The organism is Parasphingopyxis sp. (assembly GCF_052168295.1).
Classification (GTDB): domain Bacteria; phylum Pseudomonadota; class Alphaproteobacteria; order Sphingomonadales; family Sphingomonadaceae; genus Parasphingopyxis.
In genome coordinates, this window is sequence record NZ_JBQLZN010000039.1 from 20,396 (window position 1) to 36,574 (window position 16,179).

Here is a 16,179-nt window from a genome sequence, read left to right on the forward strand (position 1 = left end):
CGCAGCTTATCGAAGAACCCGTGGCCGATGAAGTATTGGAAAACTAAGTCCCTGATAGCGTTGGGGATCGGCGCCAGCGCCTATGCGCTCGTCGTTCCCGCATTCGGTCAGGACGCTCCGGAATCGCTCCTTCCAGAGGGATTCGGCGATCCCGTGCCGCCCGCTCCCGCGCCCCCACCGCCGCCGCCCGCGCCGGCTCCAGCGGCGCCCGCCGCGCCCTCTGCGGCGCCGTCACCGTCTGCGCCCGGCCCCAGCCGCGATATCGTGCTCGGAGACGAAGAGGGGCTCGACGAGTTCGACATCGGCGATATCGATCTCGGTTTCGAAGACATACCGCCCGAATATGAATTACCGCCGCAGGCGCGGCGCTCGCTTGCCGAGGTTGGCCCGCTGACGCCCGATATCGGCGGTTACGGAGAGGATGCCTTCTCGGGTGTGAACGGCCGCTATATTCAGCGGTTGATGCGCGAGTTGGACGCGCCCGTGCCGTCGCGCTGGCTGCACATCAGTTTGCGCCGCGCCCTGCTCAGCCGCGTACCGACGCCGGACGGCGTGGTCGCGCCGGACTGGGTCGCCGAGCGCGCTTGGCTCTTGCTCCGCATGGGCGAAGTCGACGGTGCGCGCATGCTCGCCCAGCGTGTCGACAGCGATCGCCACACACCGAAGCTGTACGCCGTCGCGATGCAGGCCAATCTGGCAAGCGCGGATCTTGCCGGTTTCTGCCCGCTCGTGAGTGGCGCGCGGCAAAGCGCGGAATCGCCGGCCTGGATCATGGCGGATGCGATATGCGCAGCGCTTGCTGGGGAGAGCGCGCGCGCCACGGCCCAGATGGCGAGCGTTCGCAATGCCGGACTGACCAACGGTTTCGACATGCTGTTGGGCGATCGCGCGGTGAATGCCGGGAGCAGCGACCGCAGCATTCCCATCGAATGGGAGGGTGTCGAGCGGCTCAACGCCTGGCGGTTCGGTATTGCGAATGCGGCCGGCGTGGAAATCCCCGACGAACTCTATGCGCAGGCCGGGCGGCAGGTGCAGGCATGGCGGGCCCGGTCACCCAGGATCGATCTGGCCGAGCGGATCGCGCCCGCGCGAACGGCTGCTGTGATCGGTGTATTTTCGAACCAGGCGCTCGTATCGATGTATAGTGCCTTGCTCGCCGAACTCGATCCGTCGGCCATTCCGGGATCCACGACCGACATATTGCGCACGGCCTATGTCGAGCCCGATGCCGGCGAGCGGATCGCGGCGATGGAAACGCTATGGACCGAAGATGACAGCCGCGACGGCCTGTACGCCGGACAGATACTGACGGCGCGGGCTGCGGCCCGAATCCAGCCCGATGCGGATCTTGTCGATTCCGCGGACGGGCTGATCGCCGCGATGATGACGGCGGGTCTCGACATCCAGGCGGCGCGCTGGTCCGAATTCGTGGACGATTCCGGCAATGACGACGCCTGGGCGTTGCTCGCCGTCGGTGCGCCCCGCGCGGTGGTCGATATCGATCTCGACCGCGTCGAGGATTATGCGGACAATGCGGGCGAAGACGGCCGGCATCGCGCACGGTTGCTCGCAGCCGCATTAGCCGGGCTCGGGCGGCTCGATGCCGGCGAAATCCGGCAGGCAGACGGAGAGTTCGATCTCGGCCTGGAGCGCGAGTCCGTCTGGACGCGCCAGCTCGAACGTGTCGCGCGCGCGGAGCGCGTCGGTATGGTCGCGCTCATTTCGGCGATCGGCATGCAGGCGGATAGCTGGGCGGGTATTCCGCCGCATCATCTCTACCATATCGTCCGCGCCTATCGCCTTGCGGGGCGCGATGCCGAAGCCCGGATGATCGCCGCGGAGGCGGTCACCCGCGCCTGATCGCGTGTCCGCGCCGCATCCCGATCCATCGCCCGGTGACGATGCGCTGCTGATCGCGCGCTTTCTGGAGATGATGGCCGCCGAGGCAGGCGCGTCGCGCAACACGTTGACAGCTTACGAAGCGGATTTGCGAGGTGCTTCGGTGACGCTCGAGGGCGGCTTGGCGGGTGCACAGCGATCCGATTTGGAAGTGCTGGGCGAAAGCTGGCGCTCGCTGGCGCGCTCCACCGTCGCCCGCAAATCGGCGGCGTTGCGCCGCTTCTTCGGTTTCCTGGCCGATGAGGGATTGCGGACTGACGATCCATCAGCCGCGCTGCCGCGTCCGGGTTCGGCGCGCAACCTGCCCAAATCGCTGAGCCATGCGGATATCGAACGTATCTTCGAGACGCTCGACAAGGGCGTGGAGAGCGGCAAGCCGCTGGCGCTGCGCATGGCGGCGCTGGTCGAGCTGCTGTACGGCTCCGGCATGCGCGCGAGCGAACTCGTCGCGCTGCCGCGCGCATCGGTGCGCACGGACTCGCCGTTTCTGATCCTGCGCGGAAAAGGCGACCGGGAGCGGCTCGTGCCGATCTCGGACCGGGCGCAGGTGGCTGTCGCGCGATGGCGCGCGCATGTCCCGTCCGACAGCCGCTGGCTCTTTCCCTCGCGCACCGGCCATCTGAGCCGCATCCGTCTCTATCAACTGGTCAAGGAACTGGCCGCCAAGGCCGGCATCCCACCCGACCGGATCAGTCCGCACGTCCTGCGCCATGCCTTCGCGACACATCTGCTCGAGGGCGGTGCGGACCTGCGCACGCTGCAGACCTTGCTCGGCCATGCCGATATTGCGACAACCCAAATCTACACTCATGTCGAGAGCGCGCGGCTGGTTGCGCTCGTAAATGCGCGGCATCCTCTCGTTGACGCGCCCTCCGGAGAGGCTTAACCGCGCGATCATGCAGCATTTCCTCGATTTCGAAAAACCGATTGCCGACCTGCAGGCGCGCGTCGCCGAATTGCGCGATACGGCCGATTCCGGCGATCTCAATATCGGCACGGAGATCAAGCGCCTCGAGAAGAAATCGGAAAGGATGCTTGACGAGACCTACGCGAAATTGACGCCGTGGCAGAAGACGCAGGTCGCCCGTCACCCCGATCGCCCGCATTTCAAAGACTATGTCGCGGGCTTCGTCGAGGATTTCATGCCGCTGGCCGGCGACCGGGCCTTTTCGGACGACCTCGCCATTATCGGGGGCTTCGGCCGCATTCACGGGCACCGCGTACTCGTAATGGGCCATGAGAAGGGCGACGATACCGAAAGCCGGCTCCGCCACAATTTCGGGATGGCGAAGCCCGAAGGCTATCGCAAGGCGATCCGCCTGATGAAGCTCGCCGACCGGTTCGGCCTCCCGGTCGTCACGCTGGTCGATACGCCGGGCGCCTTTCCCGGCATCCAGGCCGAGGAGCGCGCACAGGCCGAAGCGATTGCCCGTTCGACCCAAGCCTGTCTGCAGCTGAACGTTCCGATAGTCGCCGCGATCGTGGGTGAAGGCGGCTCGGGCGGCGCGATCGCGCTCTCCAGCGCGAACACGGTGTTGATGTTCGAACATGCGATCTATTCGGTAATCTCGCCGGAAGGCTGCGCGTCCATCCTGTGGCGCACGGCGGACAAGGCGGCTGACGCAGCGGAGGCGATGCGGATCAGCGCGTCCGAGCTCAAGAAGCTCGGCGTCGTCGACCGCGTGATCCCTGAGCCTGTCGGCGGCGCGCACCGCCAGCCGGCAGAGGCCATCGAGACGCTCGGCAAGGCGCTAAACGAAGAATTGCGCAAATTGGCCGGCGTGCCCGGCGAGAAGCTGCGACTTTCGCGCCGGGCCAAGTTTCTCGACATGGGAAAATAGGCCAGCGTACGTCGCGCGGAACGAAATCGCCCGCTACACGGTTGTACTGCCATAGAGATAATATGGAGGGACCCATCGTGAAGCTTCGCCTTGCATTTCTGATTTCGGCCGCCGCTGTGACGGGCAGTTGCGCTGGCCTTCCCTTTCCCGGGTCCGGGCCCGCGCCCGGCGAAGCGATTTCGCAGCAGGAACGCCAGCAGGGCGCCCAAGCCCATGCCCAGCTTCTCCAGCAGTTCGGCGACGCCTATTCCGGGCCGCAATCGGCCTATGTTGTGCGGGTGGGCCGGAACATCGCCGTCCAGTCAGGCCTCTCCAACGCGCAGAACGATTTCACGGTCACGCTCCTGAACTCGCCGGTGAACAACGCGTTCGCGCTGCCCGGCGGCTATGTGTATATCACTCGCAACCTCGTCGGTCTGATGAACAGCGAGGCGGAGCTCGCCTCGGTGATGGGGCACGAAGTCGGCCATGTCTCGGCGCGTCACTCTTCGCGGCGGCAGAGCACGAACACGATCGGACAGATTCTCGCGCTCGGCCTCGGTATCCTCACGGGCAGCGGCGATATTGCGAACCTCGCTGGCCAGGCCGCCCAACTCTACACGCTGCGCTATTCGCGCAGTCAGGAATATGAAGCGGACGAGCTCGGCATCACCTATCTGATGCGCGGCAACTACAACCCGTTTGCCGCTGCCGACATGCTCGCCTCGCTCGCGGCCCAGACGACGCTCGACGCGCGAATCGCGGGGCGCAACGCCCGATCTCTCCCGGAATGGGCGAGCACCCACCCCGATCCCGGCCAGCGTGTCACGCGCGCCCGCGCCGAGGCGCGCGAGCAGGGCGCGGTCGAAGGCCAGGGAGTCAGCGGACGCGATGCGTTCCTGAACGCCATCGACGGCATGCTCTACGACGACGATCCGGCCCAAGGCGTGATCGACGGCAATACCTTCCTGCACCCGGATCTGCGCCTCCAGTTTACCGTGCCGCAGGGCTATACGATGCAGAACGGCACGACCGCGGTGGTCGTGACGGGGCCCAATGGCCAGGCGCAGTTCGGCGGCGGCCAGAGTTCGGGCAGTCTCGATGCTTATATCGGCGAGGTGTTCCGCCAGCTCGGCGGCAATAACCAGCGGATCAACTATGGCAATGTACGGTCCGGCACGATCAACGGCCTGCCGAGCGCCCAGGCGACTGCACGCGTGGCGAGCGGATCGAACCAGGTCGATGTGACGGTCACCGCCTATGATTTCGGCGGCAACCGCAAATATCATTTCCTGACGGTCACGCGCGCGGGTCAGGGCATCGGGCCGTTCGGTTCGATGCTGGGATCGGTTGCGCGGCTGTCGGCAAGCGAAGCGGCGGAGATCCGGCCGCGGGTCATCGACGTGGTGACGGTACAGCGCGGCGATACGATCAGCGGTCTCGCCTCGCGCATGGCCTATCGCGATTATCGGGAAGAACGTTTCCGGGTGCTCAACGCGCTCGGCTCCGGCGATACGCTGCGGGCGGGCGATAGGGTGAAGCTCATCGTGTACGGCCGCTAAGGCGATCCTCCGCACACAAAAGAAAACGGGCGGCGAATTGCTTCGCCGCCCGTTCGCTTTTCAAGATGAAGCGGAGTTTACTCCATTTCATCCGATACGTTGTTGAACGTGTTGCCGAGGGTGTTACCCAGCGTGCTCATCGCGGTGATGGCAGCAACAGCGATCAGAGCGGCGATCAGGCCGTATTCGATAGCCGTGGCACCCTTGCTGTCTTTCAGCATCTTACGGAAATTTTTCATTTCTGGTCTCCTTAAGGTTCCAAATGCAGGTTTCCAAATACCCTGCCAGTCCAACTTTTTCGGACCGACTTTTGCGGTTTTAAGACGCAGGTCTTGCGAAACCCTTAAAGTCGGACCTTTTCGCGCGATTAACCATTGTCAGGCCCGTCGCTGCCCGGTAGCGGCCGATCAGGAATTCGTCGTGACGTTGTCCGACACGTTGTTCCACATGGTGGTCGTCGAGTTCGCGACGTTCGTCAGCGCGGCCAGCATGGCGAGCACGACGAGCGATACGATAAGTCCGTATTCGACAGCCGTCGCGCCGCGTTGATCGCGCACGAGTCTTCCAAGCCAGTTTTTCATGGCGCCATACCCCAATTTTCCATACCCATCTGCGGGCATCGCATGTCCGGTTTAAGAAAGTGATAATAACTGCCATGAGCGCCCCGTTTTTGACCGTTGCCGCCGCCGCGCTTGTCGACCGGGATGGCCGCATCCTTGTTCAGAAACGCCCCGAGGGACGCCCGATGGCGGGCTTGTGGGAATTTCCCGGCGGGAAGTGCGAGCCGGGCGAAACGCCCGAGTCGGCACTGATTCGCGAGCTCAAGGAGGAACTCGGGATCGAGACCGAGCAATCCTGTCTCGCCCCGGCCTGCTTCGCCAGCGACTCGCTCGGCGACCGGCACTTGCTGCTGCTCGTCTATGTTTGCCGGAAATGGCGCGGGATCGTGCGGGCGATCGAGGCGCCGGAGGTTAAATGGGTCTACCCACAACAGCTCCATGCGCTCGACATGCCGCCAGCCGACAAACCGTTGATCGGCCTGTTGGAAGCGCTAGTCTAGCCTCGCTTTTGCAGCACATCGGCCAGCGACGCGGTGCCGCTGCCGCGCGCGGCGGGCTTGGGCTGATCCGGGGCGGGCGCCCAGCCGGTCAGATAGACGACCTCGAACGTCTCGGCGGTTTTGCCGTCGCTCTGCTGCGCATCGAATATCGCGTGCGCGGCCGCGAGCGCCATCCGCGTCGGCGGCGGGGCGCGGAGCAGGCTGGAATTCGCCGAACCGCGCAGATCTGATACCAGCCGCGTCAATCCGCCATAGCGCACTTCGAGCCGTTCGCCATCTGCCACCTGCAGTGCAAATCCCGCACGGCCGAGCAGGTCGCCGGCGGCGCGGATATCGATTTGCGGGTGGATGCGCGGCGCGGTGACATTGCCAGTTAAGTCTCCCTCGATCATCGCGCGGCGCAGAACGGGGAGACTGCCCGAGCCCAGGAAGGCGCCGAGAAAAAGGCCGTCCGGCCGCAGGGAACGGCGGATCAGCGCGAGCGCGCCGGGCAGGTCGTTGACCGTATCGAGCACGCCCACCGAGACGACGAGATCGAAACTGGCATCGGCGAAGGGAAGGCGATCCTCGTCGCACTGCACGCCGCGCGCATCTTGGGCGAGGCGAAAGCCGGCATCCGCCGTCACGTTCGCGATCTGCATCGCATCGAGCGCGCGGGGCAGGGCATCGCCCGCATAGCCGAGGATCAACGCGCGTGAGAAATCGCGCTGCACAAGCGCCAGCCGGTCGAGCAGGTCCGTCGCCATATGCGCCTGCAGAAAGGCATGGTCGTCCCAGCGCGCCGCCGCCCGGTCCCGGCGTGTGCGGCGCAGTGCGCGGTCGAACGGCGTATCGGCGGGTGCGGAGTCCATCGCCGGGCTTGTGCCCGCCTGCGCAGTGCGGGACAAGATCGATCATGGCGGCTCCGTCCCTTCTCCTATCCGGCATCGCATCGCGCATCGCGAAACCGGTACTCGATTTCGCGCTGCCGTCGCGCTGCCCATCCTGCGGCATGGTCGTCGACGGTGACGATCGCTTCTGCCTCGATTGCTGGCGCGAGCTCGATCATCTCGACCGCGGCTGCCACCAGTGTGGCGATCCGCTGGTGACGCTGGGCTACGATGCCGCGATCTGCGGCGCGTGCCTCGCCGATCCGCCGCCTTTCGATACGATGCGCGCGGCGGTCCGCTATGGCGATATTGCCCGGACGATCGCGCTGCGCCTCAAATATGGCGGGCGGATCGGGCTTGCGCGGCTGATCGCCGGGTCGATGCAGCGGCACATGGACGGATTGGAGAATGCACTGATCATGCCCGTGCCGCTGCATCGCGGACGGCTCTGGCGGCGTGGGTTCAACCAGTCCGCGCTCATAGCCCGGGCGCTCGCCGGCGATAATCGGGACAGACTTCGCCTCGATGCGCTGGAACGGACACGGGCGACGCCGTATCTGCGCGCGATGGGCGCAAAGGAGCGCGCAAACACCGTGCGCGGCGCGTTCGCCGTCAATCCGAAGCGGCGCGACGATCTGCGCGGGCAGCACATCGTGCTGGTCGACGATGTCTATACGAGCGGGGCGACGGCACGAGCCTGCGCGAAGGTGCTGAAACGCGCGGGCGCGGCGGAAGTCCATGTGCGCTGCTGGGCGCGGGTCTGTGCGGCGGACGAAGCCGACTATTGACGCGCTCCGCGGTACTTCACACATAAACGCCATGGCGAAGGTCGAAATCTACACCAAGTTTCTCTGCGGCTACTGCGCGCGCGCGAAGAATCTGCTTGCCGCTAAGGGCGTGGCATTCGAGGAAACCGACATCACCATGAATGCGGCCAAGCGCGACGAGATGCTCGGCCGAAGCAACGGCGCGCGCACCGTGCCGCAGATTTTCATCGACGGCCGCCATATCGGCGGTTCGGACGACCTCGCCGCGCTCGACGCCGCCGGGGAGCTGGACCCGCTGCTCGCGGGTTAGAAGCAGGACCTAGGGCCATGCGTATCGCGCTTCTCCAGATGAACGCCGGGATCGACCCCGACGCTAACGCCGCGACGCTGGTGGACGCGATCGCCGAGGCGAAGGCGGGCGGCGCGGCGATGCTGTTCACGCCCGAAATGAGCGGCCTGCTCGACCAGAAGCGGAAGCGCGCCGCTGCGCACCTCGCAACGGAAGGCGAGGATCGCGTGCTGGCCGCAGTGTGTGAAGCGGCAGCCGAGCAGGGCATCTGGGTGCATCTCGGCTCGCTCGCCCTGCGGGCGGACGATGATCCGGCCAATGATTCCGGCCGCCTCGTCAATCGCGGCTTCGTGATCGACGATACGGGCGAAATCCGCGCGCGCTACGACAAGATCCATTTGTTCGACGTCGATCTCGATACCGGCGAAAGCTGGCGCGAATCCTCGACCTATGACGCGGGCGAACGGGCCGTGATCGCTTATACACCGCTCGGCGCGCTCGGCCTTTCGGTCTGTTACGACCTCCGCTTCGCCGATCTTTACCGCGCGCTCAGCGATGGCGGCGCGACCATGCTCGCCATTCCCGCCGCCTTCACCGTGCCGACTGGCAAGGCGCACTGGCACGTGCTGATGCGCGCCCGCGCCATCGAATCCGCCGCGTTCGTGATCGCCGCCGCGCAATACGGGCATCATGAGGATGGCCGCGACACCTTTGGGCACAGCCTCGTCGTCGATCCTTGGGGCGAGATACTGCTCGATATGGGCGAGGGGACGGGCGTGGGTTTCGCCGAGATCGATCCGGACCGCCTCGACGAGGTCCGCAAGCGCATCCCGGTCCTGCGCCACCGCCGCGCCTTTGTTGCGCCGGAGCCTGCTGCATGATCGTATTCGACCTGCAATGCGGCGACGCGCATGTTTTCGAAGCCTGGTTCGGCTCGAGCGCGGACTATGAGGAGCAGTGCGAGAAGGGCCTTGTGAGCTGCCCGATCTGCGGTTCGCAGGATATTGGCAAGGCACCGATGGCCCCGGCGGTCGGCACGAAGGGCAATCGCAAGGCCGAGGCATCGGGCGGGGTAGGGGACAAGTTGGTGTCAGTCTCCAACACGAACCCCGATCCCGCGCAGATGAAGGCGATGCTGGAAACGCTGGCCAAGCAGCAGGCCAAGGCGCTCGAAAACTCCGATTATGTCGGAGAGAAGTTCGCGGACGAAGCCCGCGCCATGCATGACGGCGAGAAGGACGAGCGTCCGATCCACGGCCAGACATCCATCGAGGAAGCAAAAGCGCTGCTCGAAGACGGCGTTCCCGTCGCCCCGCTCCCGCTGCCGATCCGCCCGCCAAAAAGCGACAATTGACCCGTTGCCGGGGCAGGCCTAACAGCGCCTCGGAAGCGCCCGTAGCTCAGTCGGATAGAGCATCGGATTCCTAATCCGGGGGCCACAGGTTCGAATCCTGTCGGGCGCACCAGAGTTTCGTCCAAAAGTCCCTCGCTATGCTCGGTGTACTTTTGGCCGGGAAGGGGGACGGGATGAAATATCTGGTTCTGGCTGCGGCCATTTCGATCATGTCCGGTGCAGCGCATGCGCAGATAGCGGATGTCGCGGTCGAGATCGTCGATCATTTTCCGGATACCCAGATCAGGATCGTCGAGCATTTCGAAGACGAAAGATGGCAGGTGGTCGGCACATGTTCGTCGTCACCCGATATGGCGGTCCAGATTGTCGAGCATTTCGAGGATCTGAAGGTCCGGATTGTCGAGCATTTTCCCGACAGGATCGTCTGCATCACCCGGTCGGATGACCTGGATGCAGAGACTCGCAGTCTGCTGAATTTGAACGATTGATAAGTGAGCCGGTTCAGCTTGACCTTACCATTTACCGATTACCACAGCCGCGAACCCTGTCGGGCGTACCAGACTGTTTACGGCTGAACCATTTTTACGACCGCAGCTAGCTTCCACTGCCACCGGTCTGCGATCGCCATTGTTCAGCCAGGTTTCGATAAGTCATCAGGCGGTGGGGCATCACGCCGGTCTCTCGGCCGAGGGCATAGGCCTGTTCGACGCGTTCAACGGCGGTGCCCCTATTGCCGAGTGCGTTTTCGGCAAGCGCATTGATGAGCAAGGTTTCGGCGTTGCGCGGATGTTCGGCGCGCAACCGTCCGAACAGGGCGCGGACGGCATCCTGCTTGCCCTCCGACGCCAAGGCGATACCCATCAACCCGAGTTCCATCGCCTGCGAGTGAAAGCGTGGCCCGAGTTCACGCCGTTTTTCGGCAAACCAGTTGTCCACTGCCGCCGCGCCCTCCGCTTCTATGCGCTGGCGCAATTCATTCTCGAAGCCCCAGGCGGGATAGAGTGTCTGCAACGCGTTGGCGAAGGCGGGCATGACCACGGTAAAATGATTTGTCTCCGGCACGATCTCGTAGTGGAACTCGATACTATCCGGTCCGCGTCGCTCGAAAAGTGCGGCAAAGGCATTTCCGTCGGGAACGGTCGCTCCGCCATCTCCCTCGGCGACCGCCATGTAGACAAAGGCGTCTGGGCTCGTGCCTCGTTCAAAAAAGGCCTCCGCCTCTTCGAACAACACCCGGTCCGCAACCCAGGTGCTGGTACTCAGCGCGATATAGGCGTCGAAGGTTTCGGGCCGTGTCAGCAGGACATGCGTAGCGATCGTGCCGCCAAAGGAATGGCCGAACAAGATATCGAACCCGGACGTCCGATAGCGTTCGTCGACCGCGGGTTTCAGTTCCTCGGCAAGGAACTCCACAAACCGGTCTGCGCCGCCGGTGTTCGGAAAACTCGGCGAAGGCCGGGGCACGAAGTCCCGGTTGCGATCGACGTTGCGGATACCCACCACGATCATTTCCGGAATCCGGTGCTGATAACTCAGATATTCGATATAGTTGGCAGCCAGATGATAATTCCAGTCTGCGTCCGTCACATAGAGCACCGGATAGCGCGTATCGCCCTCTCGATATCCGGCGGGCACGCGCACCGTGATTTCGCGATATTCGTCGGTAGCGCCCGACCGCAACAGAAACTCTACGTCGCGCTCCGGCCCATGAAAGGGGGATAAAGTGCGATCCCAGTCGAGCGCGTGCAACTGGGCATTGGCCATTGTGGGAAGCAGGCAAAACAGCGTGGCGAGCAGCCGGAGCGCGAACACCATGAGTATCTCCGCCGGATAGTCTATTTTTACGACACATGTCTTTTAGGGGCCGCGCGAAGAGCTGGCAACCGAGCGCGTCTTCAAGCCGCCAGCGGGCAGCCCTCCAGCGTAATTCGGTGCATGACGCGGCGTTCGCCATGATAATCGTTGAGCGCATAATGCCAGGTTGCGCGGTTGTCCCAGAAGGCGATGGAACCGGGTTTCCATTCGAATCGCGTGACGAAGCGATCCTGCGCGGCATGAGCGTAGAGCGGCATCAGCAGTTTCATGCTCTCTTCGCGCGACATGCCGACAATGTCGGTCGTGAAGGCGGCGTTGACGTAGAGGATCTTCTTGCCCGACAGCGGATGGGTGATGACGACAGGGTGGACGACATCGTCGAGCGCATCGGCGGCATCGGCATTATGCAGCCGCTCGCCGGCATCGCTTTCGCTGCGATAGGCGGCCTCGCCGCCGAATATGTGCTTGCTGGAATGCACGGCCTCGAGCCCTTCCAGTTTCGCCTTGGTCTCCTCGTCCAGCGCATCGTACGCCGCTGCCATATCGGCGAACATCGTGTCGCCACCCTTGGGCGGCAGTTCGCGCGCGACGAGGATGGAACCCATGGCGGGCTCCTGGTCGTAGCTGTGATCGGTGTGCCAGCCGCCGCCGATATTGGTCTTCTGATCCGGTTCCTTGCGGACCTCGGCGATCTGCGGATAGCCGTCCACCGGCGTGAAGAAACGGTTGACGTTGATGTCGCCCCAGCGCTCAGCGAACGCGATATGCTGCTCGGGCGTGATCGTCTGGTCGCGAAAGAAGATCAGGCCATGATCGGCAAAAGCCTGGCGAATGGCGGAGAAGTCCTCGTCGCTCAGCGGTTGCGACAGGTCGACATTGCCGATCTCCGCGCCCGGCCCGGTACAGGGTGTGATGGTGATGCTGGTCATCATGTCCTCCCTCCTGCTGTACGTTCGGCCAGCTTTACGTTCGCGTCAAGAGTACCTAGCTCTGGCATAAATTCGCGATTTCTGGGAAAAGGGTGATTATGAGCGACTATGATCCACTGGTGGACGGCGATATTGTCGAGGCGCCGGCGAAGATTCCGGTGCCGGACGATGTGCAGGATGCAATCAAGACGTTGATCCGCTGGGCCGGCGACGATCCGGATCGCGAGGGTCTGATCGATACGCCCAAGCGCGTGGCGCGGGCCTGGCGGGAATATTGCCAGGGCTATGAGGAAGATCCGGCCACGCATCTCTCCCGTACCTTCGAAGAAGTCGGCGGTTACGACGAGCTTGTGCTGCTGAAGGACATTCCGTTCCAGTCGCACTGCGAGCACCATATGGCGCCGATCATCGGCAAGGCGTCGATCGCCTATATGCCGACCAACCGGGTCGTCGGAATCTCGAAATTGGCGCGGGTGCTCAACGGTTTTGCCCGGCGGCTGCAAGTACAGGAGCGGCTGACTGCGGAAGTCGCCAAATGCATCTGGGACAATCTGCAGCCGCACGGCGTTGCCGTGGTTATCGAGGCCAGCCATAGCTGTATGACCGCGCGCGGTGTGCGCACTCCCGGCGTCGGGATGACCACAAGCCGGTTGCTGGGATGCTTTCTCGAGGACGATAGAAGCCGTAAGGAAGTCATGTCGTTGATGGGCTATTAGGGAAGCGAACCTGCGAATGACGAGTTGTATGCGTAAAGCCGGCACAGGCTGGGCCATAATGGCGGGTGCGCTGGCGCTGGCCGCATGCGGAGACGGCCAGCTCAGCGAGACCGAGGTGACGACAAACGAAATGGCTGACGAGAGCGCGGAAGATGCGCCGCAATTGCTGACGCCGGTCGATACGCCGCCGGCGCCGGAGGAGCCGGTGCTTGCTCCGATCTCCAACGCCGTGATCGAGGCCGAGCTTGAGGCCGGTGCCGGATGTAGCGTGGTCGAGGACGGAAAGGCGCTGCTGGTCGCGGTCGAGGGCGATGCGATCGCCTTGCCCAACGGGACGATGCGGCATTTCGAATTTGGCGGCGAACCCGAAACGCTATGGGACGGCGGTACATTCGTTGCGGGCGCGATCTCGATCGAGGTTGCGCCGGCAGACGGGGAGGGCGAGATGCTCGAAACCGTGAATGTGAAACCCGCAACGGTTACCGTTCGCGAGGACGGTCAGGACGGCGAGACGCAATTGCGCGCCGAATGGCATTGCGGCGCCTGAACGTCGCCTAGCACTCGCCCCAGCGGCGAAACAGATTCTGTTGGACGGTCTGGATCCGCGTGAAATTGTCGGCCGACATGTTCGCGCCTTCCAGCGCCGCTACATCGTTGAGTTCGTGGAGAATCTCGCGCTTCGCCGGATCGGCGACCTGGCTTTCGATAAAGGTGATGCCGACGATCCGCTCGCCCTTGGTGACCTCCTCGACCTCGTGAAGCGTGGTCGAGGGATAAACGATCGCCGAACCGAGTTCTCCCTTGAAGCGCATATGGCCGTCAGCCTGCTTCACGTGCAGTGCGCCACCGTCATAGGTGCTTGGATCGGCGAGGAAGATCGTGCAACTGATGTCGGAGCGGATCGGTCCCTCATGCGTACGCATGAAGGCCATGTCGGGATGCAGCCCGTAGTGCATACCCTTCTCGTAGCGCGTGATGAGCGGCGGCGCGATCTTCTTCGGAAAGGCGAAGCTCCGGAACTCCTCGTTGCGCAGCAGAGCGTTGGACATGATCGTCGAGGAACGCTCATAGGCCTGTTGGTCGTTGAGATGCAGGTTGTTCTTCACCAGCGAGTGCGGGTTGCTGATCTTGCCGTCGACAAAGGTGGCGGTATCGATGATTTCCCGCAGTTCCTTGATATCCTGGCCGTTGAGCAGGCCGTAAATCATCTTGAACATCTTCAGGTCCCCATATTCACGGGCATATGCCGGTCCAGTACCGCCGCCACTGCCGCATGCCGGTCGGCCGCGTCCTTGAGCCAGGTCAAGGCGTCGGCGATGCCATCCGCATGCGCCTTGCGCGCTTCGGCAAGCAGCGATTCCCGAACGTCGCGACTATAGCCATGTTCGGGCGCCTTGGAATATTGCGTCATAATCGGGCCGTCGACGAGCGCTGCGATCGCCATTGTATCGGGATCGATGCCGAAGAAACGGGCGATCTCCGCGAGATTGTCGACAGGATCGGCCAGAAATGCATCGAAATCGAGCCAGTGGACATGCGCGTCTGACACTCCTGACCGCGCTTCGTCGAGTGCGAGGATTTCGCTGAGCCAGCTCATCGCCGCACGGACCGGCTCGGACAGGTTCCAAAGTTCCCAGTCCGCGCTGCCGAGCCGCGCATGCAGGCGGCGCAGACGCTGCGATGCCAGCACGGCCAGTTCCTGCCGCGAGTTGTCGCCGGCCAATATCGTCTCGATATAGCGCGCCGGCGACACGCTGAGCATCAGCGCCTTGCGCTCCGTGCCGATCAACGGTTTGGCGATCTCGCTGACGAAACTGCTCGCCTTGATCAGCGCGCGGTCGTCCTGCGAAAATGTACGGGACAGCCAGCCAACGGCCGTTTCCAGTCGCGCATCGTGGAGATCGGGTGGCCAGATCGCATGTGGTTCGCCCCGATCCGCGGCAAGATCGGCGAAGTTGCGCAGCATCTGCGGTTCGCGCAGTGCGAACAGGCCGTTCAGCTCGCCGAGCAGCCGAGAGATGAGCGTCGAGCCGACATGGCCGATATGCAAGATCCAATGGGCGTCGCGCCGCGTGGACTGATCGGCGGTTTCCAGCTCGGCCCAATCGGCCCATTGCGGCTGGCTTTGCTGGGTCAGCATGCGCTGATCGAGGAAGCTCGCCGTGCGGTATGCGTCCTCGCTCATCCGGACGAGCAGGACGCGATCCGTCGCGGCGTCCATCTGTTGCGGAAACCAGGCAGGACCTTGCGAGAAGGCCTGCGCCAGCGGTGATAGGGGAGGGCTGTCGTTCACGATGCCGCCACCCCTAAAAAAGAAGCGGGCGCGGCGCCAGTCCGGAAGACCATTGCGCCACGCCCGCCTCTATGTTCGCGTCTTGCGAAGATTTACGCTTTGTCTTCGCTCTCTTCGCCTTCCGGTGCCGATTCGGCATCGGCCGTCGCTTCGGCTTCCGCTTCAGCGGATTCCTCGTCGGCGGTTTCCGCGTCTTCATCGCCGGCTTCGTCCGCCGCCTCCACGGCCGCCTCTTCAGCGTCCGCTTCGGCCTCGGCCTCTTCCTCCGCGCCGATTTCGGCGGCGGCGATATCGGCCTGTTCTTTCTCGAACATCTCGGCGATCACGTCGATGCCTTCCGCCTGGCGCTCGGCCTCTTCGGGCGAACGGGCCACATTGACCTTGACCGTCGCTTCGACTTCCGCGTGCAGCGTGATCGTTACCTCATGCATGCCGATCTCCTTGATCGGGCGTTCGAGAATGACCTGCTTCTTGGTGATCGCTTCGCCGCGCTCTTCGAGTTCGGCAACGATGTCGCGCACCGAAACGGAGCCGTAGAGCTGTCCGGTCTGCGAGGCCTGGCGGATCAGTTCGATGGTCATGCCGTCGATCTTCTCGCCTTCCTTGGCGGCGGCCGCACGGCGTTCCTCGTTTTCCTTTTCGAGCCGTTCGCGATTGGCTTCGAAGATTTCCTTGTTCGCCTTGTTGGCGCGCAGGGCTTTCTTGTTCGGCAGCAGGAAGTTGCGGGCGTAGCCGTCCTTGACGGTCACGACATCGCCGATGGTGCCGAGATTGCCGACGCGTTCGAGCAGAATGATATCCATGTA

Annotated in this window: 20 protein-coding genes and 1 tRNA gene; 13 read left to right on the top strand and 8 right to left on the bottom strand. The window is 63.7% G+C overall.

Translation table 11 applies throughout. The features are described from left to right. Window positions 1–27: 27 nt before the first annotated feature. The 4 genes from ACTS1Z_RS06675 to ACTS1Z_RS06690 all read left to right on the top strand — a co-directional run bounded on the left by ACTS1Z_RS06675 (window position 28) and on the right by ACTS1Z_RS06690 (window position 5,281). A complete protein-coding gene (locus ACTS1Z_RS06675; RefSeq protein WP_442623671.1) occupies window positions 28–1,860 on the top strand; it encodes a hypothetical protein in 1,833 nt (610 codons plus the stop codon). A 70-nt stretch (window positions 1,861–1,930) separates the two neighbouring features. Continuing rightward, window positions 1,931–2,785 (top strand): tyrosine-type recombinase/integrase, encoded by an 855-nt coding sequence (locus ACTS1Z_RS06680; RefSeq protein WP_442623758.1) that lies wholly within the window; start codon window positions 1,931–1,933, stop codon window positions 2,783–2,785. 10 nt (window positions 2,786–2,795) lie between these two features. Further along, complete coding sequence (locus tag ACTS1Z_RS06685; protein ID WP_442623759.1) at window positions 2,796–3,740, top strand: acetyl-CoA carboxylase carboxyltransferase subunit alpha; 945 nt, start codon at window positions 2,796–2,798, stop codon at window positions 3,738–3,740. A 62-nt stretch (window positions 3,741–3,802) separates the two neighbouring features. Beyond that, the gene (locus ACTS1Z_RS06690; RefSeq protein WP_442623672.1) at window positions 3,803–5,281 is read left to right on the top strand and encodes a M48 family metalloprotease; all 1,479 of its coding nucleotides are present in this window, start codon (window positions 3,803–3,805) and stop codon (window positions 5,279–5,281) included. A 77-nt stretch (window positions 5,282–5,358) separates the two neighbouring features. On the opposite strand, the gene ACTS1Z_RS06695 is transcribed toward ACTS1Z_RS06690, so the two are convergent. Then, complete coding sequence (locus ACTS1Z_RS06695; protein ID WP_299326596.1) at window positions 5,359–5,520, bottom strand: Flp family type IVb pilin; 162 nt, start codon at window positions 5,518–5,520, stop codon at window positions 5,359–5,361. 168 nt (window positions 5,521–5,688) lie between these two features. Further along, window positions 5,689–5,862 (bottom strand): Flp family type IVb pilin, encoded by a 174-nt coding sequence (locus ACTS1Z_RS06700; RefSeq protein WP_442623673.1) that lies wholly within the window; start codon window positions 5,860–5,862, stop codon window positions 5,689–5,691. Between the two features lie 74 nt (window positions 5,863–5,936). On the opposite strand from ACTS1Z_RS06700, the gene ACTS1Z_RS06705 reads away from it, so the two are divergent. Further along, window positions 5,937–6,341, top strand: a complete 405-nt coding sequence (locus ACTS1Z_RS06705; protein ID WP_442623674.1) for a (deoxy)nucleoside triphosphate pyrophosphohydrolase — start codon at window positions 5,937–5,939, stop codon at window positions 6,339–6,341. On the opposite strand, the gene ACTS1Z_RS06710 is transcribed toward ACTS1Z_RS06705, so the two are convergent. Next, window positions 6,338–7,192: a class I SAM-dependent methyltransferase gene (locus ACTS1Z_RS06710; protein WP_442623675.1), complete on the bottom strand. Its 855-nt coding sequence runs from the start codon at window positions 7,190–7,192 to the stop codon at window positions 6,338–6,340. The two genes, ACTS1Z_RS06705 and ACTS1Z_RS06710, sit on opposite strands and share 4 nt — an antisense overlap. Before the next feature lie 44 nt (window positions 7,193–7,236). On the opposite strand from ACTS1Z_RS06710, the gene ACTS1Z_RS06715 reads away from it, so the two are divergent. From ACTS1Z_RS06715 to ACTS1Z_RS06740, 6 genes are all read left to right on the top strand, one after another. Next, window positions 7,237–7,998 (top strand): double zinc ribbon domain-containing protein, encoded by a 762-nt coding sequence (locus tag ACTS1Z_RS06715; protein WP_442623676.1) that lies wholly within the window; start codon window positions 7,237–7,239, stop codon window positions 7,996–7,998. 31 nt (window positions 7,999–8,029) lie between these two features. Beyond that, window positions 8,030–8,287 (top strand): glutaredoxin 3, encoded by a 258-nt coding sequence (gene grxC, locus ACTS1Z_RS06720; RefSeq protein ID WP_442623677.1) that lies wholly within the window; start codon window positions 8,030–8,032, stop codon window positions 8,285–8,287. Between the two features lie 17 nt (window positions 8,288–8,304). Continuing rightward, complete coding sequence (locus ACTS1Z_RS06725; protein ID WP_442623678.1) at window positions 8,305–9,147, top strand: carbon-nitrogen hydrolase family protein; 843 nt, start codon at window positions 8,305–8,307, stop codon at window positions 9,145–9,147. Further along, window positions 9,144–9,620, top strand: coding sequence for a DUF1178 family protein (locus tag ACTS1Z_RS06730; protein ID WP_442623679.1), 477 nt, complete (start codon window positions 9,144–9,146; stop codon window positions 9,618–9,620). The genes ACTS1Z_RS06725 and ACTS1Z_RS06730 overlap by 4 nt, the downstream gene beginning before the upstream one ends. A gap of 35 nt (window positions 9,621–9,655) precedes the next feature. After that, a tRNA-Arg gene (locus ACTS1Z_RS06735) sits at window positions 9,656–9,732 on the top strand. A 61-nt stretch (window positions 9,733–9,793) separates the two neighbouring features. After that, window positions 9,794–10,108 (top strand): hypothetical protein, encoded by a 315-nt coding sequence (locus ACTS1Z_RS06740; RefSeq protein WP_442623680.1) that lies wholly within the window; start codon window positions 9,794–9,796, stop codon window positions 10,106–10,108. 106 nt (window positions 10,109–10,214) lie between these two features. Here ACTS1Z_RS06740 and ACTS1Z_RS06745 read toward each other — a convergent pair whose 3' ends face one another. After that, entirely contained in the window at window positions 10,215–11,435 is a 1,221-nt protein-coding gene (locus ACTS1Z_RS06745; protein ID WP_442623681.1) for an alpha/beta hydrolase, read from the bottom strand. 80 nt (window positions 11,436–11,515) lie between these two features. After that, complete coding sequence (locus ACTS1Z_RS06750; RefSeq protein WP_442623682.1) at window positions 11,516–12,367, bottom strand: TauD/TfdA dioxygenase family protein; 852 nt, start codon at window positions 12,365–12,367, stop codon at window positions 11,516–11,518. A 95-nt stretch (window positions 12,368–12,462) separates the two neighbouring features. On the opposite strand from ACTS1Z_RS06750, the gene folE reads away from it, so the two are divergent. Continuing rightward, complete coding sequence (gene folE, locus ACTS1Z_RS06755) at window positions 12,463–13,080, top strand: GTP cyclohydrolase I FolE (protein ID WP_442623683.1); 618 nt, start codon at window positions 12,463–12,465, stop codon at window positions 13,078–13,080. Window positions 13,081–13,108: 28 nt separating this feature from the next. Next, window positions 13,109–13,627, top strand: coding sequence for a hypothetical protein (locus tag ACTS1Z_RS06760; RefSeq protein WP_442623684.1), 519 nt, complete (start codon window positions 13,109–13,111; stop codon window positions 13,625–13,627). Between the two features lie 7 nt (window positions 13,628–13,634). Here ACTS1Z_RS06760 and ACTS1Z_RS06765 read toward each other — a convergent pair whose 3' ends face one another. From ACTS1Z_RS06765 to rplI, 3 genes are all read right to left on the bottom strand, one after another. Next, entirely contained in the window at window positions 13,635–14,297 is a 663-nt protein-coding gene (locus ACTS1Z_RS06765) for a Fe2+-dependent dioxygenase (protein WP_442623685.1), read from the bottom strand. Between the two features lie 2 nt (window positions 14,298–14,299). Next, the gene (locus ACTS1Z_RS06770) at window positions 14,300–15,373 is read right to left on the bottom strand and encodes a hypothetical protein (RefSeq protein WP_442623686.1); all 1,074 of its coding nucleotides are present in this window, start codon (window positions 15,371–15,373) and stop codon (window positions 14,300–14,302) included. 92 nt (window positions 15,374–15,465) lie between these two features. Then, window positions 15,466–16,176 (bottom strand): 50S ribosomal protein L9, encoded by a 711-nt coding sequence (gene rplI, locus ACTS1Z_RS06775; protein ID WP_442623687.1) that lies wholly within the window; start codon window positions 16,174–16,176, stop codon window positions 15,466–15,468. Between the last annotated feature and the right edge of the window lie 3 nt (window positions 16,177–16,179).